The organism is Streptomyces sp. NPDC006476, assembly GCF_040612015.1.
In the GTDB taxonomy this organism is placed as follows: Bacteria; Actinomycetota; Actinomycetes; order Streptomycetales; family Streptomycetaceae; genus Streptomyces; species Streptomyces griseorubiginosus_B.
The window spans coordinates 1-23,537 of sequence record NZ_JBEXPK010000042.1 but is presented as its reverse complement, the minus strand read 5'-3'; the positions used below and the strand labels follow the sequence as shown (position 1 = coordinate 23,537).

Genomic DNA, 23,537 nt, shown 5'->3' with positions numbered 1-23,537 from the left:
GACTCCCACGAGCGCCATGAACCCTTCGCGTGGCACGAGCCGACGCGCACGAACGAGCAAGAACACAGCCAATCGCACGCTGGGAACGGAACTGTGAACGACGGCCTCGAGGACCGGAGCGCCGAAGGGCTCGACCCGGACGAGCTGGCCCTGCGCAGGATGCTGCACCAGGCGGTGCAGACGGTCGAGCCGCGCGACGGCACCCTGGACCATCTGCGCCGTGCCGTGCCCGCCCGGCGGGCACGCAAGCGGCAGGCCATGGTCGGCATGGCCGCGGCGGCCCTGTTCATCGGCACCGCCGTGCCGGCCCTGGTGCACGTCTCCAACTCCACCGGCTCCGACGTCAACCCCTCCGTCGCCGGCCAGGCCTCCCAGGCGCAGGGCGGGGTGAGTCAGGGGAAGAACGCGGACGGCAGTGAGAGCACCGCGGGCGGCGGCTCCGGGACCTCCCCGGGCCACGGCAAGGGCGACACGAAGGGCGACGGCAAGGGCAAGAACAACGGCGCCGGCACGGGCGGCAGCTCCGGCACCGGCCCGTCGTCCACCAGCGCGTCCGCCGCGGTGTGCACCGCGGCCCAGCTGGGCTCGGCCACCGGGACGACCGCCGCGCCCGACTCCACCGGCGCGGTGTACGGCACCTTCCGCGTCGTCAACGTCTCCTCCGCCTCCTGCACCGTCGGCGGCCCCGGCTCGGTGAGCACGCTCGCCCAGGGCGCGGCCGACGCCACGAAGATCACCACGGCCCGGCATGTCTCCGGGGACGCGGCGGCCGCGCTGCCCGACCCCGCGACCGAGGTCACCTCGCTGCTGCTCGCGCCGGGGGCCTCCTACGAGGTGAAGTTCGCCTGGGTGCCCACGGAGACCTGTCCCACCACCGGCACGGGCAACGGCGGCACCACGGACGGCGGTTCCACCGCGAGCCCCACGCCCACACCGGATGCGGGCACCACCTCCGGCTCCGCGTCCAGTGGCACGGACAGCGGGGTGACGACCCAGATGTTCACCGAGGACGGTGGCACGGCGGACGGGTCCGTCGTCATCTCACACACCACGGAGGCGGGCTCGCCGACGGTCTCGGCGACGGTGTCCGGCGCGTGCGCGGGTGCCGTGTACTACACCGGGCTGCTGGCCGGGTCCTGACGCCTGGCCGTCGGACGCCTGGCTGTCAGACGCCGGACGGGCTGGCCTGGGACACGGTCTCCTCCTCGGGGACCAGACCCATCCGCGCGTCCCGGGCGAACTCGATCTCGCGGCGCAGCAGACGGAACCACATGAAGACGACGAAGCCGGCGAAGACGAACCACTCGCCGGTGTAGCCGAGGTTCTGGAAGGCCTTGAGGTCGAGACCGGAGTCCGGCGGCGCCGTCGCGGGCACGGCCCTCATCCCGGAGTCGGCCTTGTCGAGCGTGATCCAGGCGTCCTCCACGCCGTACGGCACCAGGTTCACCAGCGAGGCCGCGCTGATCGCCGCGGTCTGCCCGGCCGGCAGCCCGCCCTGCGCGCTGACGCCGTTGTCGCCCGGTGTCTCGGAGGCCTGCAGCGCGCCGGTGACGGTGACCTCGCCGGTGGGTGCGGCGGGTGCCTTCGCCGGATCGGCGGCGCCCGGCAGCCAGCCGCGGACCACGGGCAGCGCCTCGCCGCCGTCGATCCGCAGCAGTGTCAGCACGTAGAAGCCCTGCTTGCCGTCCAGTTGGCGGTCCGGGACGAGCAGTTGCTTGTCGTACCGGCCGGTCGCGGTGGCCTGCTTGCCGGAGGTCGCCTTGTTCACCGGCAGCAGCTCGCGCAGCGGCCGGGCCGCCTCGTGCCGGTCCGTCGTGACCCGCTCGGTCGCCTCGCGGTGGTCCTGCACCCGGCCCTCGAACCGGCTCAGCTGCCAGGACCCCATGAAGATGCAGAAGGGGATGGCGAGCAGCACGAAGACGTTGATCCCCCACCACCGGGGCGTCAGCAGAAACCGGTACACGCCTTCAACGGTACGGTGCCGTTCCGGTGAGCCGGGCAGGGGGGTTCAGTAGCGCTCGGTGAGGTGGTCCCGTCCGGCCGGAGGCTCGTACGGCTCCGGCCAGAAGTCGGTGATCGCGGATATTCGGCCGTCCTCGTCCCCGGTGAAGAAGGAGATGCCGTACATCTCCTCCAGTCCCACCGCGAAGTGCGTCCAGCTGACCACCTGCCCCGGCTCGGCGACCAGGCGCTCGATCCGCAGATGCCAGTCACCCGGATACTCCCGGTTGAACCGCACGTACCGCTCCCGGCCGCTGATCCTCTCGCGGGTCTGCGGCAGGGTGTAGACGACGTCCTCGGCGAGCGTGCCCGCGAAGGCGTCCCAGTCCCGGGCCTCGGCGGCGGCCCAGAACCTCTCGACTGTTTTGCGCAGATCGGTCATGTCGAAGAGTGTGCACGCCGCCACTGACAATCAGTCTCTGCGCGCCTTCAGCGAGTACATCAGCGGGATGCCCGGGCGGCTCGGCGGGAAGCGGTAGTAGCCGTCGTCGTGGCGCTCGAACGCCTCGAAGCGCTGGAAGACGGAGACGTCGTGCTCGTGCAGGAACTCGATGCGCAGCCCCGTCGCGGCCAGGGCGGAGACGACCTCGCCGAGCGGGTGCTGCCACTCCACGGTCCGGTTGTGGACGGTGTCGGTGCTGTCCGCCGCGTACGTGCCGGGGTAGTCGTACACCTGCGCGGCCCGGTCGAAGTAGTCCCGCACCACCCGCGAACCGGTCTCGTCGTCGAGGACGTCGGTGAGCGGATGGAACTCGCAGAGATACAGGAACCCGCCGGGCGCGACCAGCGCGGCCGCCGTCTCGGCCCACCGCCGGATGTCGGGCAGCCAGCACAACGCTCCGACCCCGGTGTAGACGATGTCGTACGACGGCTCCGGCACCGCGCTCGCCGCGTCGTACACGTCCGCCGCCACGAACTCCGCCCGCTCCGGCCCGAACCCGAGGCCGGCGGCGAGGTCCCGGGCCACCTCGACGGCCGGTGCGGAGAAGTCGAGGCCGACGACGCGGGCCGCGCCGTGCCGGGCCCAGGAGAGGGTGTCGGTGCCGATGTGGCACTGCAGATGGAGCAGGGTCCTGCCGGTCACATCGCCGACCTCGGCCAGTTCGAAGGAGCGCAGGGCCTCCTTGCCGGCCCGGAAAGCGTCGAGGTCGTAGAAGTCGCCGGCGGCATGCAGCGGGACCCTCTCGTCCCAGTTGGCGCGGTTTGTCTCACGCCAGTCGGAGGGGACCTCGGCGGGGACGGTGGAGGACATGATCGCGCCTTTCTGACCTGCTTGGACGGGTGTTCGGTAAGTGACGGGTAGAAGTTATCCACAGCCTGGGTCCCGGGCCAGCGAATTGTCGGCGAGGACGGGCACTATGGGGCCATGACTGAGAGCAACGGGTCCGACGCGCCGGATCAGGTACAAAACGAGAACATGCCGGACTGGGAGAAGCGCTTCCGGGCGCCGCGGGTGTCGCTGCCCGACTGGGCGGAGGACGCACCGGACCGCTCCCTGTTCGTGTCGAACGCGACGGGGACCTACGAGCTGTACGCCTGGGACCGCTCGACCGGTGTCCAGCGCCAGGTCACCGACCGGCCGAACGGTACGACGGACGGCGTGCTCTCCCCGGACGGCGCCTGGATCTGGTGGTTCGACGACAAGGACGGCGACGAGTTCGGCGTCTGGCGCAGACAGCCCTTCACGGGCGGCGCGGACGAACCCGCCGCGCCGGGCCTGGACGCCTCCTACCCGGCGGGCCTGGCCCTGGGCCGGGACGGCCGCACCGCCGTCGTGGGCCGCTCCACGGATGAGGACGGCACGACGATCCACCTGGTGCGCACCGGCGAGGACCCCGTGGAGATCTACCGCCACCGCGAGTCCGCGGGCGTCGGCGACCTCTCCCACGACGGCTCGCTGATCGCGATCGAGCACACCGAGCACGGAGACGCGATGCACTCCGCGCTGCGCGTCCTGCGCCCCGACGGCACGGCCGTCGCCGAGCTCGACGACACCCGCGGCGGCACCGAGGAGCTCGGCCTGGAGGTCCTCGGCTTCGCCCCCGTCGAGGGCGACACCCGCCTGCTCGTCGGACACCAGCGCCGGGGCCGCTGGGAGCCGGCGGTGTGGGACGTGACCACCGGCGAGGAGACCGACCTCGCCCTGGACCTGCCCGGCGACGTCAGCGCCGAGTGGTACCCGGACGGCACGGGCCTGCTCATCGCCCACAGCTTCGAGGCGCGCAGTGAACTCTTCCGGTACGACCTGGCCGGCCGCTCCCTGGAGCGGATCCCGACCCCGCCCGGCACGGTCTCCGGTGCGACGGCCCGCCCCGACGGCGCCGTGGAGTACCTGTGGTCCTCGGCCGCCGAGCCGTCGGCGGTCCGCTCCACCACGGGCGAGGTCGTCCTCGACCCGCCCGGCATGAAGTCCCCCGGCTCGGTCCCGGTGGAGGACGTGTGGGTGGAGGGCCCGGGCGGCCGCATCCACGCCCTCGTGCAGAAGCCGGCGGGCGCCACCGGCCCCCTGCCCACGGTGTTCGACATCCACGGCGGTCCCACCTGGCACGACAGCGACTCCTTCGCGGCGGGCCCGGCGGCCTGGGTCGACCACGGCTACGCGGTGGTCCGGGTCAACTACCGCGGCTCGACCGGCTACGGCCGCGCCTGGACGGACGCCCTCAAGCACCGCGTCGGTCTGATCGAGCTGGAGGACATCGCGGCGGTCCGCGAATGGGCGGTGACCTCGGGCCTCGCCGACCCCGCCCGGCTGATCCTCACCGGCGGTTCCTGGGGCGGCTACCTCACCCTCCTCGGCCTCGGCACCCAGCCGGACGCGTGGACGCTGGGCATCGCGGCGGTCCCCGTCGCCGACTACGTCACGGCGTACCACGACGAGATGGAGGCGCTGAAGGCCATGGACAGAACCCTCCTGGGCGGCACCCCGGAGGAGGTCCCCGACCGCTTCGAGGCGTCCTCCCCGATCACCTACGTCGACAAGGTCACGGCCCCGGTCTACATCTCGGCCGGCGTCAACGACCCGCGCTGCCCCATCCGCCAGATCGAGAACTACGTCAAACGCCTGGAGGCCAGAGGGGCGACCCACGAGGTGTACCGCTACGACGCCGGGCACGGCTCACTGGTGGTGGACGAACGGATCAAACAGGTCCGCCTGGAGCTGGACTTCGCGGACCGGCACCTGGGCTGACGGGAGGTTCGCGGCCCCGGGCGGTGCTGTCGGCCCGGCCGGCGGTCGAGGACGAGGTCCGTTCACGGCCGGAGCGGGCGTCCGGGGGCGGTGGCCCCCGGCACCGCTCGCTCCGGGGGACGGCGGCCCAGCAGTTCCGCCAACCCCCGCCGCGTGGCCGCGAGGACCACCCGGTCCGTCCCGCTGAGCACATACGCGTCGGGCAGGTCCCACACCAGCCCCGAGTTCCGCCCGTCCTCGTACGCCTCCTCCGCGGCCGACTCCTCCCGCCGCCCGGCGGAAGCACCCGTGTCCAGCGCCAGCACTCGCCAGGAACCCGCCCGGAACGCCTCCGCGACGGTCTTCCCCTCCAGCTGTGGATGCCCGGCCACCTCCACCGCGGCGAACAGCAGCACCCGCCGCTCCACCGGAATGGCGCCCAGGATCTGCCGCCCCATCATCGCCCCGGCGAACGCGGGAGCCGCCAGGTGCGACACGCTCCGGCTCCGGGTGGACGCCCGGGGATGGGCGGCCCTGAGCGTCCGGTACACGGCCGTGGAGAAGTCGTCGTCGTACAGCCGCAGCACCACCCGCAGATCCGGCCGCACGGACCGCGCGTACAGCGCGGCCTCCAGATTCGTCGTGTCGGCGCTGGTCACCGCGAGCAGCGCATGCGCCCGATGGATCTTCGCGGCCTCCAGCACCCCCTCCTGTGTGACGTCCCCGAGCACCACCGGCACCCGCAGCCGCCGGGCCGTGGCCAGCCCCCGCGCCTCGGGATCGGACTCCACGCAGACCACGGGGATGCTCAGTTCCCGCAGCCGCGTCAACACGCGCGTACCGATCTTGCCGAGCCCGAGGAGGACGACATGACCGCCCATCCCCCGAGGCGGCTTGCGCAGCGCGGAGGCGCTCCGGAAGGTGCCCAGCGCCTCGAGCACCGCGGCCAGCAGCACCGGCAGCAGCAGCAACCCGACCAGTCCGGAGAGGAGTTGGAGAATCTGTCTCCCCACGGAGGCGCCGATGGCCGGGTCGTCGATGGCGAACAGATCGAGCAGCGTCAGATAGAAGGCCTTCAGCGGATGGATCCCGGTCACCAGCCACAGGGCGACCGCGAGCGCGACCACGCAGGCGACCATCCCGGCCAGCGACCACCGCAGCCGGCGCGAGAACAGCGAGGCGAACGGCACGGCACCGCGCGCCGGCGGCAGCGAGGGGCCGGCGTAGGAGACCTGTTCCAGGACGACCGTCCCGCGCCCGGTCGCGCCGCGCACCGCCTCCGCGTCGGGCAGCAGGGACGGCCCCTCGTCGCCGGGTCCGGAGCCCTCCGGGACGCCCGAGCCGTTGCCGGTCGGGGACAGCACCGCGAGCGTGGCCAGCCCCGGCTCGGCCACCTGCCCCGGCCGCGGCGTCCGCTCCACCGCCCGCAGCAGCAGCCCGTCCGTCTGTACGACCTTGCTGGTGCCGGCGACGGCGGTGGCGACCAGCGCCGGCGCGGCCGTGTCGGCGTCGGAGAGCACGGTCGTGGAGGCGTCGACGCCGGCTCCGTCGCCGTCGCCCGCGGCCAACGCGGCCGCCTGGTCGAGGAGTTCCTCGATGTGCTGGCCGAGCCGTCGGTTGTACAGGCGCAGCACGAGCCGCAGCCGGGGGTTGAGACGGCGGGCGGTGAGCGCGGCGCGGATGTTGGTCTCGTCGTCGTCGTACACGAGCGCCAGCGCGGCGGCCCGTTCGACGCCGGCGGCGGCGAGCACCGCCTCGTTCGGCTCGGGGGCCTCCATGACGGGGGCGCCGGCGACGGGCTCACCGTTGCCGCCCGCGCGGTTGACCGCCGCGCTCACCCGGTCGAGCAGCGCCGCCGTGGTCGCCCGGGCCCGCCCCACCACCGGCGGGCGCACACTCCGCTCGGAGGGCGGCACGACGAGCGTGACCTGTTCGCCGTACACACCGCGCAGTTCGGCGGCCAGGCGGTGTGCCAGGCCGTCGTCGCCGCACACCACCATGTGCCCGGAGGGATCACCACTCGGCACACCTTGACTCGGAACGCTCCCCACGAGGTCAAAGACTGCCCCAAAGAGACAGGTGGTTCCAGCAGCCACTGAACGTTCACCGTCCTCCCCCCGTAGTGAAGGGGAGGGAACCAGCGCCCTGCCGCAGCACCGGAGGTACCTCGCCCGTGGCCATCACCGAAGAAGCCCCCAGAGGGCCGAACAGCCACGCCCCGGCTCCACCGACACAGACGCGGCCGAAGCCCGCCGACCCGAAGCCGTTCGATCCGAAGTCACCGGACGCGCGGCCCGCGGACGCGAGGCCTGGGGGTGCGAGCTCTGCGGACGAGCGACTCGCCGACCCGAAGTCACCGGACACGAAGCCCGCCGACGCGCAGTCGCCCGACGCAAAGGCCGCTGACGCGAAGCCCGCCGACTCGAAGTCGCCCCTGGTCCTCACGCTGCTGCTGCTCTCCGTGGTGCTGTTGCAGGGCCCCATCCGTGGGGCGCTGTCCGCGCCGGTGATGCAGAGCTGGATGACGGTGTTCGTGGCCGTGCTGGTGCAGGCGCTGCCCTTCCTGGTGCTCGGTGTGCTGCTCTCGGCGGCGATCGCGGTGTTCGTGCCGGCGTCGTTCTTCGCCCGCGCGCTGCCGAGCCGCCCGGCGCTGGCGGTGCCGGTGGCCGGAATGGCGGGTGCCATGCTGCCGGGCTGCGAGTGCGCGTCGGTCCCGGTGGCCGGAGCGCTGGTACGCAGGGGCGTGACCCCGGCCGCGGCGCTCGCCTTCCTGCTCTCCGCCCCGGCGATCAACCCGATCGTGCTGACGGCGACCGCGGTGGCCTTCCCCCGCAACCCCGAGATGGTCCTCGCCCGGTTCCTCGCCAGCCTGCTGGTGTCCTGCGTGATGGGCTGGTTGTGGCAGCGCCTCGGCCGCACGGACTGGCTGCGCACACCGGAGCGTTCGCACTACGAGGGCCCCAGCAAGGGCGCCGCCTTCTGGAACTCGGTGCGGCACGACGTGATGCACGCGGGCGGCTTCCTGGTCGTCGGCGCGATGGCCGCGGCGACGCTGAAGGCACTGGCCCCGGCGAGCTGGCTGCGCACGGCCGCGGAGAACCCCCTGGTCGCGATCCTCGCCCTCGCCGTCCTCGCCGTGCTGCTGTCGATCTGCTCGGAGGCGGACGCGTTCGTGGCGGCCTCGCTGACCCAGTTCTCCCTGACGGCCAAACTCGCGTTCCTGGTGGTGGGACCGATGATCGACCTCAAGCTGTTCGCGATGCAGGCCGGCACCTTCGGCCGCGGCTTCGCCCTGCGGTTCGCGCCCGCCACCTTCGCCCTGGCGATCGTCGGCGCGGTCCTGACCGGGGCGGTGCTCCTGTGAACCGGCAGGCCCAGGCGGCGATCCTGTTCCTGACCGGCGCGGCCCTGCTCCACGCCGGCCTCACCAACCTCTATCTGCGCTACGTCAAGGCGGGCCTGCAACCCCTGCTGCTGGCGTCGGGAGCGATCCTGATCCTCGCCTCGCTGGCGACGGTCTGGTACGAGTGGCGGGGCCGCAAGCCCAAGGCAACGGAAACCCACGACCACGGCGATGACCATGAGCACACGCCGGAAGACGCCCACGACCACGAGCACACGCACCGCGAACCGCGCATCTCCTGGCTCCTGGTCCTCCCCCTCCTCGCCCTCATCCTCGTCGCCCCGCCGGCCCTCGGCTCGTACAGCGCGATGCGCACCGGTACGGCCCTGCAGCAGCCGTACGGCTACAACAAGCTGCCCGCGACCGGCCCGCTGAACCTCACCGTGGTCGACTACGCGGGCCGCGCCGTCTACGACCACGGACGCTCCATAGCCGGCCGCCAGATCCATGTGACCGGCTTCGTCGCCCTGGACCACGCGGGCGCCCCCTACCTGGTCCGCATGGCCCTCAACTGCTGCGCCGCGGACGCCCAGCCGGTCAAGATCGCCCTGACCGGCAAGGTCCCGCCGGTCCTGGAGCCGGACAAGTGGCTGGAGGTGACCGGCACTTACACCACCCAGCAGATCAAGGACCCGGTGAACAACCGCCCGATCCCGTACTTGAAGATCACGTCGGCCAAACCGGTACCGACGCCGTCGGACCCGTACGACGAGAGCTGGAACCAGTAGCCGCGCTCACAGCTCCTGGCCCGGCCACCCCAGCAGCCGCGCACCGATCACCGCCGTCTGCAGCATGTACCGGTGCGCGGGGTCGGCCGGGTCGGCGCCGGTGAGTTTGTGGATGCGTTCGAGCCTGTACGTCAGCGCCCGCACGCTCAGCGACAGACGGCGCGCGGCCTCCGCGGCCACGCAGCCGGAGTCGAAGTAGGCGCTGAGGGTGGCGAGCAGGGGCTCGGCGCCGCCGCGGGCGGTGGTGAGGGGGCCCAGGGCGTCCTGGACCAGGTCGGCCATGGCCTGCCGGTCGCGGGTGAGGACGGGGTAGACGAGCAGGTCCGCGGCGTACAGCACCGGGTCCTCCAGGTCGAGCCGCTGGGCCAGTTCGAGGGTGTTGAGGGCCTCCTCGTAGGACTGGACGATCCCGCCGACCCCGTGCTGCGCCCGGCCGACGGCGACCCGGCCGCCGTCGGTGGCGGCGTACGCCTGCCGCGCGAAGTGGGTGATGATCTCGTCCTGGTCGCCGGGCGCGACGCACAGCATCCGGCCGTCCTTGGTGGTGAACAGGATGTTGCGCTCGCCGAAGCGGGAGTTGAGGGAGCGTTCCACGCGGCGGGGGACCGGCGCCGCCTCGTCGTACGCCGTCGGGCCCTCGGCCACCGCGACGGCGTGGGTGTGCGAGAGGCGCAGGCCGAAGCGTTCGGCGCGCTCGGCGAGCCGGCCCAGGTCGCTGCGGCCGTAGAGGAGGTCGTCGATGAACTCGCGGCGGGCCGCCTCCTCCCGCCGCACGGCGAGCAGTTGGGCGCGTTCGTAGCCTTCGGCGAAGGCGTCGACGACCTGTTGTACGGCGGCCAGGATGCTGTCGGCCGAGCCGGGGTTGCGGGGCCAGGCGGCGCGGGTGGCGGCGAGGTGGGCGTTGACCAGGGCGCGCAGCCCGTGTCCGGCCTCCGCGGCCTGTTCGCCGAGAGCCCGCCGGGCCTCCAGCTCGTCCCGGGTCAGCCGCCGGCCGCTCGCGGAGACGTCGGCCAGCAGTTGGGCATACCCGTCCAGATAGTGGTCGGGTATCGCGTGCTCCGCCACTTCGTCCCCCGTTTTCCTGACGCGCCGGTAACGCTTTCTTAGCGCCTGCCCGGCATCGAAACCCTAGTGAACACTGCCGGAAACCGGCAATGCGCGGGGGCGCGCGACGCGCGCACCATGAGCGCCAGGGGAGCACAACGGGCGGTCCCGGTGCCGGACTTCGGCATCGGGACCCTGGACGGGGGGTCGGGATCATGCGGGCGTTTCTCGCGGCCGCCGCGGGGTTTCCCACCATCCTGTTCACCTCGGCCCTCGCCGTGGTCGTCGTCTTCTGGCTGCTGGCGGCCCTCGGGGCGGCCGACCACCACGGCTTCCACGGGCACCGGAACGTCGAGGCCTGGGGGATGGGCGGCGTACCGGTGACGGTCGCCTTCTCGCTGCTCACCGCGATCGCCTGGTTCGTCAGCCTGAGCGCGACGGTGCTGCTCGATCCGCTCGCGCCGAACGGGCTCGCCCGCGCCGCTGCCAGGGCCGCGGTCCTGGCCGGCGCGGTGGTCGCCGCCTGGTGGACGACCCGGCTGCTGGTACGGCCCCTGCGTCACCTCTTCCCCGACACGCCCGGCCCCTCCCGGCAGGACTTCGTCGGCCTGGTCTGCACCGTCCGCACGGGACGGGTGGACGGCACCTTCGGACAGGCCGAGGTCCGGGCGGCGGACGGCTCCAGCGCGGTGGTCCAGGTGCGCCAGACGGGCGAGGACGCCAGGCGCGTGGGCAACGCCCTCACCAGCGGCAGCACCGCCCTGCTCTACGCCTACGACGACGTGGGCGAGTTCTTCTGGGTCGCGCCCTACGACAGCGCGCTCGACCCGCGCCCCGACTCCGGCTGAACACCGGCACCGCCGCGCTTCACCCTTCTCTCCTCCACAGGACCCAAGAGGCTCATGTCATGAACGCCATCTCCGTGGGCATCGGCGTGCTCGTCGCCGTCGTGCTGCTCATCGCGCTCACCCTGTTGCTGGTGGTCGGCCGACTGTTCCGCAAGGTGGAGCAGGGCCGGGCGCTGATCATCTCCAAGACGAAGAAGGTGGACGTCACCTTCACCGGGGCGGTCGTGCTGCCGGTGGTGCACAAGGCCGAGTACATGGACATCTCGGTGAAGACCATCGAGATCCGCCGCACCGGCCGCGAGGGCCTGATCTGCCGGGACAACATCCGCGCCGACATCCACATCAGCTTCTTCGTGCGGGTCAACAAGACCGTCGAGGACGTCATCAAGGTCGCCCAGGCCATCGGCACGCACACCGCGAGCGACCCGGCGGCGATCCAGGACTTCTTCGCCGCGAAGTTCTCCGAGGCCCTCAAGACGGTCGGCAAACAGCTGGACTTCGTCGACCTCTACACCAAGCGCGAGGAGTTCCGGGACCGGATCATCCAGGTCATCGGCACCGACCTCAACGGCTACCACCTCGACGACGCCGCCATCGACTTCCTGGAGCAGACGCCGCTGACCCAGCTGGACGCGGCGAACATCCTGGACGCGCAGGGCATCCGGAAGATCACCGAGCTGACGACCCTCGAGCACGTGCGCACCAACGAGTACCAGCGCACCGAGCAGAAGGAGATCACCCGGCAGGACGTGGAGGCCCGGGAGACCATCCTGGAGCTGGAGCGCCGGCAGGCCGAGGCCGAGATCAGGCAGCGCAGAGAGGTCGAGACGCTGCGGGCCAAGGAGGAGGCCGTCACCGCGAAGGTGCAGGAGGAGGAACGCCTGGGCGCGCAGACCGCGTTCCTGCGCACCGAGGAGCAACTCGGCGTCCAGCGCGAGAACCAGGCCCGCGAGATCGCCGTCGCGCAGAAGAACCGCGAGCGGGTCATCGCCGTGGAGAACGAGCGCATCGAGAAGGACCGGCTGCTGGAGGTCATCGCCCGTGAACGGGAGACCTCGCTGTCGCAGATCGCCAAGGACAAGGAGGTCGAGGCCGAACGCCGCGAGGTCGCGGACGTGGTCCGGGAGCGGATCGCGGTGGACCGTACGGTGGCCGAGCAGGAGGAGGCCATCAAGAAACTGCGCGTGGTCGAGGAGGCCGAGCGGGAGCGGCAGTCGGTGATCATCGCCGCGGAGGCCGAGGCGCAGGAGAAGCTCGTCAAGGACATCAAGGCCGCCGAGGCGGCCGAGTCCGCGGCCAAACACCGGGCGGCCGAGCAACTCACCCTCGCCGAGGCCCGGTTGAAGTCGGCCGACCTAGACGCCCGGGCCAAGCTGCGGCTCGCGGAGGGCGTGCAGGCGGAGGCCGCCGCCGAGGGGCTCGCGGCCGTGCAGGTCCGCGACAAGGAGGCCGAGGTCACCGAGAAGGCCGGGCGCGCTCAGGCCGTGGCCACCGAGGCGCGGATGCGCGCGGAGGCGGAGGGCACCGGGGCGCTGCTGCGGGCCGAGGCGGAGGGCGCGCGGGCCAAGGCGCTGGCCGAGGCGACGGCGATCGGCGAGAAGCTGAAGGCGGAGGCGGAGGGCCTGACCGAGAAGGCGGCGGCGATGGCCGCGCTGGACGACGCCTCGCGCGGGCACGAGGAGTATCGGCTGCGGCTCCAGGCGGAGAAGGAGGTCCGGCTGGCCGGCCTCGACGTGCAGCGGCAGGTCGCCGAGGCGCAGGCCACGGTCCTGGCGACGGGCCTGGAGCACGCCGACATCGACATCGTCGGCGGGGACTCCGTCTTCTTCGACCGGCTGGTCTCCGCGGTCGGGCTCGGCAAGGGCGTCGACGGCTTCGTGCGCAACTCCGAGACGGCACAGGCGCTCGCCCGGCCCTGGCTGGACGGCACCGGCAGCTTCACCGACGACCTGGCCGGCGTTTTGGGCTCGGTCTCCACGGCCGACGTACAGAACCTCACCGTCTCGGCCCTGCTGATGAAGCTCATGAAGACGGGCGGCTCGGAGGCCGGAGCGCTGCGGCAACTGCTTGACCGGGCAGGGGAGTTGGGTCTGGCGGACACTCCGCTGGCCGCTCTGAACGGCAGCGTCAGGGCCTGACGGCCCGCGCCGGGCTCCGATCCGCCGACGGTTCCGGAGCCGCCGCACAGGGGACGGCGGCTCCGGGCCCTTTCCGACCCGTTGAGAGGCATCCATGACCACCGGCCAGGACACCGGTGTCACCGGCACCATCAACAAAGCCGGCAGTACCCGTACGGCGGCCGTGTCGCCGGACGGTCCGCGCGACGGCACGTACGAAATCCTGCGCGACCGACTCGCCGACCGGGCGGCCGAACTCGGCCGCCGGGCCGAGGTGTTGAACGCACGGCGGATCGAGGAGTTCGGCTCCACCCGCCTGGAGCTCACCGGCACCGCCGCTCTGGGCACCGAGCAGAGCCGGCTGCCCCGCGACCTCGTCGCCGTGGGGGACGCCCTGCTCCTCGGCTGCGCCCCGCCCCCCGGCCACACGCCGGAGACGACGGTCGCCGACGTCCTCGCCCTCTACGACCGCGACCTGAACCGCCTGCCCGAGAACGCGGTGCCGGGACTGCTCGACGACCCGGCCTTCGTACGGGAGTTCACCGAGCTGCACCGCTACTACCGGGACGCGCGGCTGCTCCAACTGCGGCACGCGGAGGGCAGGTTGCTCGCCGTGTTCCGCATCGGCGAGCAGGCGGACGACATCCGGGTCCTGCGCTGGGCGCTCGCCACCGACGGCCGGGTCTCCTTCCTCGACGCGCGCGGCGAACGCGACCATGTCCTGCCGCCCGCCCATGACTTCACCTGGACGGAGACGACCCGCGAGGACCACGTCCTCGGCCGCCACCCGCATGTCTCCGTTCAGGACGCGGTGTTCGTCGGCACCTCCGGCGGCACCCTCACCGTGAAGGTCGAGAACGACACCGAGACCGCAGAGGGCGTCCACAGCGAGCCGGTCGACGAGCCGTTGCAGTCCCTCGCCGACGCCGAGATCGCCTACGCGCGCGTGGGCGCCCTGATCCTGCTGCGCGTGCGCCCCTACAAGGAGGACACCCACCGCCACCTGGTCTTCAACACGTTGACCAGGACGGTCGTCCGCCTCGACGGCATCGGCCGGTCCTGCCGTCGGCTGCCCGAGGACCAGGGCATCGTCTTCCCGGGCGGATACTGCCTGGCCACCGGCGCGTACAAGACCTTCGACGGCGTGGACTCCAGTGATCTGGAGTTCGAGCGGACGGTGCGCTCGCCGAACGGCGAGGACGTCCTGTTCGCGTACCACGCGCGGGTGAGCGGGCGCGGCCTGCTGCTGTCGTACAACCTGGTCCGCCAGGAGGTGGCGACCCCACTGCCCTGCCACGGCTGGGCCTTGTTCGAGGACGGCGCGCTGGTGGTCCTGCGCGGCGACTCGGACGAGCCCGCGCGCGTGCACCCCGTGCAGCTGTGGAGCTCGCCGTACGTCTCCGACACGTACGCCGCCGCCCGCCCCGCCGGCCCCGGCCCGCTGGCCCGCGTCGGCAACGCCGACCTCGTCCGGGGCATCTCCGACTGTCTGTCCCTCACGGCGGCGGCAGCCGAGATGACCCCCACGACCGAGGTGTACGAGGCGCTGGTCGCCGCCTGTGTCCGGGCGGCCGACACCCACCACTGGCTCGGCGACCCCGAACTCGGCGATCTCCGCGCGCCGTTGGACGACGTACGGGACACGGCCGAGCAGGTGCTGGCCGAGTTCGCGACCGTCCGGGAGCTGACCCGCCGGGCCGCCGACGCGCTGACGGAGGCGGCCGACCGGGTCACCGCCCTCGTCCGCCGCCTGCGCGGCGAGGCTCCGCGCGACGCCGCCGGCTGGGCCGGAGGGCTGACCGAACTCCGTCGCGCACAGGGCCGGTTGCTCACCCTGAAGGAGATGCGGTACGCGGACACCGCCCGTATCGACGCCCTCGCGGCCGACGTAGAGGCCGACCTCGCCGGGTTCGGTCAGAGGGCGGTCGCCGCGCTGGCCCGCGAGGACGCCTTCGCCGGCTGTCACACGGACATCGAGGCCCTGCTCGCCGAGGCCGAGGCCCTCACGACAGCGGCCGGCGCGGCACCCCTCGCGGCCCGCCTCGACGACCTGGCCGAGCAGCTGCGCACGGTCACCGACGTCGTGACCGGCCTGGACATCGCCGACGCCACGGTCCGTACGTCCGTCCTTCAGCGAGTCGCCGAGGTGCTGGGCGGCGTCAACCGCGCCCGGGCGGTGCTGGACGCCCGCCGCCGTGAACTCCGGGGGAGCGAGGGCCGGGCGGAGTTCGCCGCGGAGCTGGCGCTGCTCGCCCAGTCGGTAACCGGCTCCCTCGCCGCGACCCCCGACCCGGAGTCCTGCGACACACAACTCACCCGCTTGCTGGTCCAGTTGGAGGACCTGGAAGCCCGTTTCGCGGACTTCGACGACTTCCTCGCCCAACTGGCCGACAAGCGCACCGAGATCCACGAGACCCTCGCCGCCCGCAAACAGACCCTCACCGACGAACAAGCCCGCCGGGCCGAGCAGTTGACCGTCTCGGCCCACCGCGTCCTGGAGACGGTGACCCGCCGCGCCGCCACCCTCCCCGACGCCGAGGCGATCGGCGCGTACTTCGCCTCCGACCTGATGGTCACCAAGGTCCAGCGCACCGCCGACGCCCTGCGCGCCCTCGGCGACCGCACCCGCGCCGAGGAACTGACCGGACGCCTCACCGCCGCCCGCCAGGAGGCCGCCCGCGCCCTGCGCGACCGCAGCGACCTGTACGCCGACGCCGGCCGCACCCTGCGCCTGGGCAGCCACCGTTTCACCGTCACCACCGAGCCCCCGGCCCTCACCCTGGTCCCGGACGGCACCGACGGTCTGGCCCTCGCCATCACCGGCACCGACTACCGCGCCCCGGTCACCGACCCCGACTTCGCGGCCACCCGCCCCTACTGGGACCGCCCGCTGCCCTCGGAATCCCCCGAGGTCTACCGCGCCGAACACCTCGCCGCCCGCCTCCTGCACGAGCACGGTGCCACCGCGCTGACCGGCACCGACCTCGCACCGCTGGTCCGCCGCGCGGCCGAGGAGTCGTACGACGAGGGCTACGAACGCGGCGTCCACGACCATGACGCGACCGCCATCCTCACCACCCTCCTCCGCCTGCACGCCTCCGCCGGCCTGCTCCGCCACCAGCCCGCCGCCCGTGCCGCGGCCCAGCTCTTCTGGGCGCACGGCACCACCCCGGAATCCCGCGCCGACTGGACCCGCCGAGCCCGCTCGCTCTCCCGGGCCCAGGAGACCTTCGGCCCGACCCCCGCGACCGCTGCCTTCCACACCGAGTGGACGGCGGCGGTGGGCGACGAGGCCGCGGCGCGTTACCTCTTCGAGGAGCTGACGACGGGCCCCGAGGGCTTTGTCATCAGCGCGACCACCCGCGAGTTCCTGGACAAGTTCCGCCGCTCGGCGGGCACTTCGGCCTACGACGACGACCTGACCGCCCTCGCCGACCTCACCGCCCGTCGCCAACTGGTGGAGGCATGGCTGTCGTCGTACGCCACGGCCGGCGGACACGCCGACCTGCCGGCCGGCGACCTGGCGGAGGCGGTGGCCGCGGAACTCTGCCCCGACCTGCCGCGCTACGAGTCCGACGCCCCGGTACGGGAGACGGTCACCGGCCTCCTGGGCACCCATCCCCGCGTCACGGCCGGCACCCTCGCCCTCCGTGTCGACGAATTCCTGCACCGCACCGAGGAGTTCAGAACCCGGTCGGTCCCCGGCCACCGCGCCTACCAGCGCCGCCGCACCGCCTTGCTGACCGCCGAACGCGCCCGCGTCCGCCTGGACGACCACCGCCCCCGGGTCATGACGACGTTCGTCCGCAACCGCCTGGTGGACGAGGTCTACCTGCCCCTGATCGGCGAGAGCCTGGCCGGGCAACTGGGCACGACCGGTCCCGACGGCCGCCCCCCGACCGGCGGCCTGCTCCTGCTCATCTCCCCGCCGGGTTACGGCAAGACGACGCTGATGGAGTATGTCGCCGACCGTCTGGGCCTGCTCATGGTCAAGGTCGACGGCCCGGCGCTGGGCCGGTCCGTCACGTCCCTGGACCCGGCCGAGGCCCCGAACGCGGCCGCCCGCCAGGAGGTCGAGAAGATCAACTTCGCCCTGGCCGCGGGCAACAACACCCTCCTCCACCTCGACGACATCCAGCACACGAGCCCCGAACTCCTCCAGAAATTCGTCCCGTTGTGCGACAGCACGCGCCGGATGGAGGGCGTCCGGTCCGGCGAGCCCCGCACCTACGACCTGCGCGGCAAACGCTTCGCCGTCTGCATGACCGGCAACCCCTACACCGAGTCCGGCACGGGCTTCCGCGTCCCGGACATGCTGGCCAACCGGGCCGACGTGTGGAACCTGGGCGACGTACTGACGGGCAAGGAGAAGACCTTCGCCCTCAGCTTCGTCGAGAACGCGCTGACGTCCAACCCGGTCCTGTCCCCGCTCGCGGGCCGCGACCGCGCGGACCTCGACCTTCTGCTCCGCCTGGCCGAGAACGACCCCACGGCGCACCCCGACCGCCTCACCCACCCCTGTGCCCCCGCGGAACTGACGCAGATCCTCGCGGTCCTGCGCCACGTGCTGACGGCCCGCGACACGGTGCTGGCGGTCAACGCGACGTACATCTCCTCGGCGACCCGGCCCGCCACGACCCGCACGGAACCCCCCTTCCACCTCCAGGGCTCCTACCGCAACCTCAACCGCATCGCCCAGCGCATCCGCCCCTCCATGAACACCGAGGAGCTGTCCGCCGTCGTGGACGACCACTACCGCGCCGAGGCGCAGACCCTGACGACGGACGCGGAGGCGAACCTGCTCAAGCTGGCGGAACTGCGAGGCACTCTGACGCCTGAACAGGCCTACCGCTGGGCGGAGTTGAAGAAGACCCACATCCGCACCCAGACGCTCGGCGGCCCGGACACGGACGCACTCACCCGCGCGGTCGCGGCACTGGGCCTGCTGGCGGAACGCATGGGGGCGGTGGAGGCGGCGATCAGGTCGGCGGGGGAGCCGGTCCTGAGACGAGAGTGACGTCTCTCAAGAGAACGGTAAAAAACGATCTCCGCAGACAACCTTTTCCCTCTCCAAACCGTCCAATTCGCGTCCGACGCCGATTCAGTGCGCCGGAGTGAGTCCGTCTCTGTCCCATCTGGGGATGTCTTGGGGGATGTCATGAGTCCTGTCTCCGTCGGGCGCATGGTGCGCCGCGGGGCGTGTGCCGCAGCCGCGGGCGCGCTGGTCGTCGCCGGTCTGGGGAGCGGGGTCGCGGTCGCCGACGACACACCGCAGTCCGACCAGCTGTGGATCCAGGCTCCGTACGATCAGTCCGTCACCGTCGCGCCGGACGGCGGCACGGCGCAGTACCGTTCGCTGGCGCTCGGCCTCTACCACGACAACGGCGACTTCACCGTGACCGACGGCCGGCTGACGGTCGACGTCTCCGGGCTCGCCGGGATCGCGGACGTGTCCTGGCCCGACAACTGCACCCCGAACGACGCGGGCACCGTCGCCGTGTGCGACACCGGGAACGTGCCGACCCGCTACAGCGCGCAGGTGCAGCTGAGGGTACGGGCCGCGGCGGGCGCCGCGGTCGGCGCACAGGGCGCGATCGAGTACTCGGCCACGGCGACCGGCGGCCCCGACGGCACGCTCACCGCGCCGGAGGGCTCGGCGGAAACCTTCGTCACGGTCGGCTCCGGCCCCGACCTGGGCATCCCGGCGCAGCAGGACGTCACCGACGTGGCACCCGGAACCACGCTCACCGTGCCGTTCGCCGTGACCAACACAGGCAACGAGACAGCACACGGCTTCACGGTGCACATGTACGCCACGTACGGCCTGGACGTCACCACCCGCTATCCGCAGTGCACCTACACGGAGCCGGACCCGAACGGCGAGTACACGCCGATGACGGTCGCGACCTGCTCCTTCAACACGGAGGTGCCCCCGGGCGCGACGGTGGACCTCGCCGAGCCCCTCCGCCTCACCCTGACCCGCCACGCCCTGTACGAGCGCTTCGACTACGAGGTCGAGCCGGCCGGCGACACCGCCGACCTCGACACCTCGGACAACAGCCGCTCCTGGCACATCAACGCCGACAACACGGCCGACTTCGCCGTCCACGGCACCGTGGCGACGGGCGCCGCCGGCGACACGGTCACCGCCGGATTCCGCTTCGTCAACCACGGCCCGGCCTGGGTCGGCAACGTCGCCTCGGGCGACCCGGTGGCGGTGATCGACTACTACCTCCCCGAAGGCACGACCGCCACGTCGGTCCCCAGCACTTGCCACCTCACCTCGACGTCCGGCGACGACCCGACGATCGGCCACTACGCCTGCACGCTCCCCCTCTGGGCCAAGCCGAACCTGAAGGTCGCCTTCCCCTTCAAACTCCACATCGACCGCCTGGTCCCCAACGCAACGGGCCACGTCACGGTCCACCCCCACTCGGACACGTCCGCGAACTTCGACCCCAAGCCGAAGAACAACACGACGAGGGTGGTACTGAACCCGACGGCCTGACACGAGATCCCGCCGGACCTTCCTTACCGGGCAAGACCGCACAACGTTCACGAATCGGCAATCGGAGAGACACCGATCCAGCCATCCTGTGACGATGGCTGTGTTTTGACTGTGTGCCCCCGCCCATCTGGAAGGTGTGCACACATGGTCAAGAAGAGACGTGTCAGCGTCGTCGCGACAGCGGTGGCGACGGGTGCGATCGGGATCGGCCTCGCGCTGTCCGCCGGTGCGGCCGACGCCAGTGGTGGCGTCGCGGCGTGGTCGTCGGTGCCGGCGGTCACCGACGCCCGCGGCGTCACCGCCCCGAACGTCCTGTCGCCCGGACTCGCCGAGCACCCCGTGGCGCAGGGTTCCCTGACGCTGGAGAACCCGACCGGCCAGGTCCCGTACTACGGCTACCTCGGCGACGGCACGCTGCTGCCCGACCCCGCCGTCAAGCAGGCCCCGGGTGTGAAGATCGAGGCGAGCAAGACCGAGCCCGACAAGAACACCTACTTGCGGATGTCCGGCCTGCACGGCGCCGACCCGTCGTACCCGTACGGCAAGCACTTCCTCTTCCAGGGCCACGAGGGCGGCGAGGCCGGGTACATCACCCGCGTCAATCTCGACGCCGACCAGGCCCACCGCGTGACCCTGCTGGCCACCAAGGAGACCGACGGCACGAGTATTCCCGCCATCGACGGCTCCACCTGGGACCCCTGGGCCAAGCGGCTGCTGTTCACCTCCGAGGAGGGGGCCGAGGGCGCCGTGCTCCAGGCCACCCCGGACATCGACTCGAAGGTCGAGGACATCTCCTCCGTCACCGGGCGGGCCGGCTACGAGGGCGTGCAGAACGACTCCGCCGGCAACATCTGGCTGGTCGAGGACAGCGGCGGAGCCACGGTCGCCACCAAGGCGAAGATCCCCAACAGCTTCGTCTACCGGCTGATCCCCTACGACAAGCACGACCTCACCAAGGGCGGCAGGCTCCAGGCTCTGCAGGTGGTCTCCCGCCGCAGCGGCTCGCCCATCGCGTACCAGGGCGTCGACAGCGCGCACCCCACCGGCGGAGCGTTCACCGACGACGAGAAGGACCTGACCAACTACGGCCCGGCCCTGAGCACCCACTGGGTGACCATCCACGACACCAAGACCGACACCAGCGGCAAGGCGTTCGACGCGAACGCCCTGGCGAAGGCGGCCAAGGCCACCCCGTTCAAGCGTCCGGAGAACGGCCAGTTCCGCCCGGGCACGGACTTCCGCGAGTTCTACTTCGACGCCACCGGCGACACCAACACCACCAGCACCGCCAACGACGGCTACGGCGGCTGGGGCACCCTCTACAAGCTCACCCAGAGCGACCCCCGCTCCGACAACGGCAAGCTCAGCGTCTTCTACACCGGAGACCAGGCGCACACCGGCATCGACAACGTCACCTTCCTCGACCGCACGCACGTCGCCTTCGTCGAGGACGCCAGCGACACGGTGCACACCCAGCGCAGTGCCCTGGACTCCGGGTACGTCTTCGCCACGACCACCGACTACTCGGGCGGTGCCCAGCCGGTGCGCTTCCTGGCCGAGGGCCGCGACCCCTCGGCGACCCTGGACAACATGCTGTCCTCGGTGAACGGCGGTATCCAGAACGACGGTGACAACGAGATCACCGGCATCCACGCTTCCGACGGCGACCCGGGCACGCACGGCATCCTCGGCGCCAAGGTGCCGACACTGTTCCGCGACGGCTGGCGGCTGTTCTGGACCCAGCAGCACGGCGACAACACCACCTGGGAGATCACCACCCAGGCCGCCAAGTAGCACCGGCCGCCTGAGCGAGCCGGCAACGCTCCTCAGCTACGGCCCCACCGGCCACCTTGAGGCCGGGCCGCGGGGGGTACGTCCCGTCGCCGGCCCGGCCTTCGGTGGCGAGCGCGCATGATGATCAGGAGGCGGGAGCCGGGGCTCCCAAACGGCTCCCAGCGGCTGTGCTTCCGCGGCGTAGAGGGTGTCGTTCGTCATCGGAGGGGGCGGCGACCGGTGCGGTGGGACCAGCGGACGGCGAGGAGGCCCAGCGCAGTCACAAGGACCACGATGCGACGCCGCAAAAAACGCGGACGCAGTCAGGCAGCGGGTCCCTGTGGCGTCGGCCCTGTCTTCGCCGGGCGGTTGTCGGCTCACTCCAGGAGCACGAGGTGGTCGGCGCCGCCCCCGCGCCATTCGATCAGGAAGAGGGTCGCGTCGTCGGTGGTGCGGCCGCCCCGTTGCTCCTTCAGAGCGTGGGAGAGTGAGCGCACCACCGCTCGTACCCCCTTCGTTGTGTGTTCGATGCGATTGACCCAGTGGATGAGTTGTTCTTCGCCGAACTGTTCTTCGCCGGCTTCGTGTTCTTCGATCAGGCCGTCGGTGAAGCACAGCACCCGGTCGCCGCGTTGGAGCATCTGCCCGCTGATCCGAGGCTCTTCACCGCCGAAGCCGACGGGCAGGGTGGTAGGGCCTGCCAGTTGCCGGACGACCCGGTGGTCGCGGATCAGCAGCGGTGCGGGGTGGCCCGCGTTGACCCATTGCAGGTGGCCCGTCACGATGTTCAGACGCATCATCTGGGCGGTGACGAAGTGGTCGGGCCCGAACTGCTCGGCGATGGCCCGGTCCATGAACGCGTAGATCTCGGACAGACCGATGTCGGCACGTCTGGCGTGCCGGTAGGCCCCGACGGCGACGGTCGCCATCGTGGCTGCGTCCAGGCCATGGCCCATCGCATCGACCATGGCCACGTGCAGGATGTCCTCGTTGAGGGCGTAGTCGAAGCTGTCTCCCGCTACGTCGTAGGCGGGCTCCAGGATTCCGGCCACCGCGACCTGCGGGACGGCCATTGCCAACGGTGGCAGCAGGGACCACTGGATCTCCGCGGCCACGCTCATCGGTTCACGGCGCCGGGCGCGGAAGAACTGATCGGTGTAGCTGTGCTTGGTGACCAGCATGTCGGCGACCAGGCCGGCGAGTCTGCGCAGCAGCCGCCGGTCGTTGTCATCGACGGTGTCCAGGGTGAGGGCCATCACGCCCACCTGGTCGCTGCCGTCCAGCAACGGCAGGTACATCCGGACGCCGTCGGCCCCCGGCACCTCGACAGTGGTCGCTTGCAGAAAGGCCGTGCCGGCGGGAGAGTCGTCGATCGGCTCGGGCTCGCCGACCATCAGCCGCCGACCTGACAGCGGCACCAACACCAGCTGGCCGTAGTCCTGCAACAGGATCGAGACGTCGTGGCCGCCGACCCTGGCCACCTCTTCCGCGATCAGCGGGGCGATCAGCTGCGGCGGCATCTCGTGTGCTCGGTCCAGCAGGACCCCCAGCAGCCGCTCACCGAACCCTTCCGACCGGTCCAGCATGACCTCGTCAGGTCGGCGCTCGCCTTCCGTCACAACCGCACCCCCGCACCGGCGTCGTCAAAGCATCGATGACCGTGTCCGTGCTCACCTCGTGCCGCGAGTCCCGCGCCCGCACCGACACACGGGCTCCTGACACGACCGTGATCAACCCGCACAGAGTGACGCGGCCGGTCACCCCGAACAGCCCATTACTCCAGAGAACGGCATGTCACACATGATCAGAAAAGGTGGCTCTCCGTACCGCTGTGCACCATGTCTCTCCCACAGCCGTCACAGGAGCACGCGATCGGAGCCGGTGTCGGCGAGGAGTCGTGCGGTCTGGGGGGATGGGTGGTGCAGCCGCAGGGACGCGTGGTTGCCGGC

General features: G+C 71.8%; 15 protein-coding genes. 9 read left to right on the top strand and 6 right to left on the bottom strand.

Annotation, left to right across the window (positions count from 1 at the left end; genetic code table 11):
- Positions 1-93: 93 nt before the first annotated feature.
- Complete coding sequence (locus tag ABZZ74_RS35550) at positions 94-1,140, top strand: hypothetical protein (protein ID WP_356772127.1); 1,047 nt, start codon at positions 94-96, stop codon at positions 1,138-1,140.
- 25 nt (positions 1,141-1,165) lie between these two features.
- Here the strand turns inward: ABZZ74_RS35550 and ABZZ74_RS35545 are convergent, their stop codons facing one another.
- From ABZZ74_RS35545 to ABZZ74_RS35535, 3 genes are read right to left on the bottom strand one after another with little or no spacing between them, the layout of a single operon-like run.
- Positions 1,166-1,963, bottom strand: coding sequence for an SURF1 family protein (locus tag ABZZ74_RS35545; RefSeq protein WP_356772125.1), 798 nt, complete (start codon positions 1,961-1,963; stop codon positions 1,166-1,168).
- 45 nt (positions 1,964-2,008) lie between these two features.
- Positions 2,009-2,383, bottom strand: a complete 375-nt coding sequence (locus tag ABZZ74_RS35540) for a nuclear transport factor 2 family protein (protein WP_356772123.1) — start codon at positions 2,381-2,383, stop codon at positions 2,009-2,011.
- A gap of 30 nt (positions 2,384-2,413) precedes the next feature.
- On the bottom strand, positions 2,414-3,253 hold the full coding sequence (locus tag ABZZ74_RS35535) for a class I SAM-dependent methyltransferase (RefSeq protein WP_356772121.1): 840 nt from the start codon (positions 3,251-3,253) through the stop codon (positions 2,414-2,416).
- A gap of 114 nt (positions 3,254-3,367) precedes the next feature.
- Here ABZZ74_RS35535 and ABZZ74_RS35530 point away from each other — a divergent pair, with 114 nt between their 5' ends.
- Positions 3,368-5,188, top strand: a complete 1,821-nt coding sequence (locus ABZZ74_RS35530; RefSeq protein WP_356772119.1) for a prolyl oligopeptidase family serine peptidase — start codon at positions 3,368-3,370, stop codon at positions 5,186-5,188.
- Between the two features lie 62 nt (positions 5,189-5,250).
- Here ABZZ74_RS35530 and ABZZ74_RS35525 read toward each other — a convergent pair whose 3' ends face one another.
- Complete coding sequence (locus ABZZ74_RS35525; protein WP_356772216.1) at positions 5,251-7,167, bottom strand: NAD(P)-binding protein; 1,917 nt, start codon at positions 7,165-7,167, stop codon at positions 5,251-5,253.
- A 173-nt stretch (positions 7,168-7,340) separates the two neighbouring features.
- Between ABZZ74_RS35525 and ABZZ74_RS35520 the strand changes: the two genes are divergently transcribed.
- On the top strand, positions 7,341-8,531 hold the full coding sequence (locus ABZZ74_RS35520; RefSeq protein ID WP_356772117.1) for a permease: 1,191 nt from the start codon (positions 7,341-7,343) through the stop codon (positions 8,529-8,531).
- Complete coding sequence (locus ABZZ74_RS35515; RefSeq protein ID WP_356772115.1) at positions 8,528-9,298, top strand: TIGR03943 family protein; 771 nt, start codon at positions 8,528-8,530, stop codon at positions 9,296-9,298. Before ABZZ74_RS35520 ends, ABZZ74_RS35515 begins: the two co-directional genes overlap by 4 nt.
- A gap of 6 nt (positions 9,299-9,304) precedes the next feature.
- On the opposite strand, the gene ABZZ74_RS35510 is transcribed toward ABZZ74_RS35515, so the two are convergent.
- Positions 9,305-10,363, bottom strand: a complete 1,059-nt coding sequence (locus ABZZ74_RS35510; protein ID WP_356772113.1) for a helix-turn-helix domain-containing protein — start codon at positions 10,361-10,363, stop codon at positions 9,305-9,307.
- 194 nt (positions 10,364-10,557) lie between these two features.
- Here ABZZ74_RS35510 and ABZZ74_RS35505 point away from each other — a divergent pair, with 194 nt between their 5' ends.
- The 5 genes from ABZZ74_RS35505 (at position 10,558) to ABZZ74_RS35485 (ending at position 21,609) form a co-directional block, all read left to right on the top strand.
- Positions 10,558-11,190 carry a hypothetical protein gene (locus tag ABZZ74_RS35505; RefSeq protein WP_356772111.1) on the top strand — a complete coding sequence of 211 codons (633 nt, stop codon included), beginning with the start codon at positions 10,558-10,560 and terminating at the stop codon, positions 11,188-11,190.
- A gap of 59 nt (positions 11,191-11,249) precedes the next feature.
- Positions 11,250-13,328: a flotillin family protein gene (locus tag ABZZ74_RS35500; RefSeq protein ID WP_356772109.1), complete on the top strand. Its 2,079-nt coding sequence runs from the start codon at positions 11,250-11,252 to the stop codon at positions 13,326-13,328.
- A 94-nt stretch (positions 13,329-13,422) separates the two neighbouring features.
- Positions 13,423-18,324: a DNA repair ATPase gene (locus ABZZ74_RS35495; RefSeq protein ID WP_356772107.1), complete on the top strand. Its 4,902-nt coding sequence runs from the start codon at positions 13,423-13,425 to the stop codon at positions 18,322-18,324.
- 141 nt (positions 18,325-18,465) lie between these two features.
- Complete coding sequence (locus ABZZ74_RS35490; RefSeq protein WP_356772105.1) at positions 18,466-19,815, top strand: hypothetical protein; 1,350 nt, start codon at positions 18,466-18,468, stop codon at positions 19,813-19,815.
- 144 nt (positions 19,816-19,959) lie between these two features.
- Complete coding sequence (locus ABZZ74_RS35485; RefSeq protein WP_356772103.1) at positions 19,960-21,609, top strand: hypothetical protein; 1,650 nt, start codon at positions 19,960-19,962, stop codon at positions 21,607-21,609.
- Positions 21,610-21,965: 356 nt separating this feature from the next.
- On the opposite strand, the gene ABZZ74_RS35480 is transcribed toward ABZZ74_RS35485, so the two are convergent.
- On the bottom strand, positions 21,966-23,207 hold the full coding sequence (locus ABZZ74_RS35480; RefSeq protein ID WP_356772101.1) for a PP2C family protein-serine/threonine phosphatase: 1,242 nt from the start codon (positions 23,205-23,207) through the stop codon (positions 21,966-21,968).
- Positions 23,208-23,537 lie beyond the last annotated feature (330 nt).

Excerpts from the sequence above, each read along its gene's own strand:
- ABZZ74_RS35500 (WP_356772109.1), top strand. The coding sequence starts at position 11,250 with ATGAACGCCATCTCCGTGGGCATCGGCGTGCTCGTCGCCGTCGTGCTG.
- ABZZ74_RS35505 (WP_356772111.1), top strand. The coding sequence starts at position 10,558 with ATGCGGGCGTTTCTCGCGGCCGCCGCGGGGTTTCCCACCATCCTGTTC.
- ABZZ74_RS35490 (WP_356772105.1), top strand. The coding sequence starts at position 18,466 with ATGAGTCCTGTCTCCGTCGGGCGCATGGTGCGCCGCGGGGCGTGTGCC.
- ABZZ74_RS35485 (WP_356772103.1), top strand. The coding sequence starts at position 19,960 with ATGGTCAAGAAGAGACGTGTCAGCGTCGTCGCGACAGCGGTGGCGACG.
- ABZZ74_RS35535 (WP_356772121.1), bottom strand. The coding sequence starts at position 3,253 with ATGTCCTCCACCGTCCCCGCCGAGGTCCCCTCCGACTGGCGTGAGACA.
- ABZZ74_RS35495 (WP_356772107.1), top strand. The coding sequence starts at position 13,423 with ATGACCACCGGCCAGGACACCGGTGTCACCGGCACCATCAACAAAGCC.
- ABZZ74_RS35530 (WP_356772119.1), top strand. The coding sequence starts at position 3,368 with ATGACTGAGAGCAACGGGTCCGACGCGCCGGATCAGGTACAAAACGAG.
- ABZZ74_RS35525 (WP_356772216.1), bottom strand. The coding sequence starts at position 7,167 with ATGGTGGTGTGCGGCGACGACGGCCTGGCACACCGCCTGGCCGCCGAA.
- ABZZ74_RS35540 (WP_356772123.1), bottom strand. The coding sequence starts at position 2,383 with ATGACCGATCTGCGCAAAACAGTCGAGAGGTTCTGGGCCGCCGCCGAG.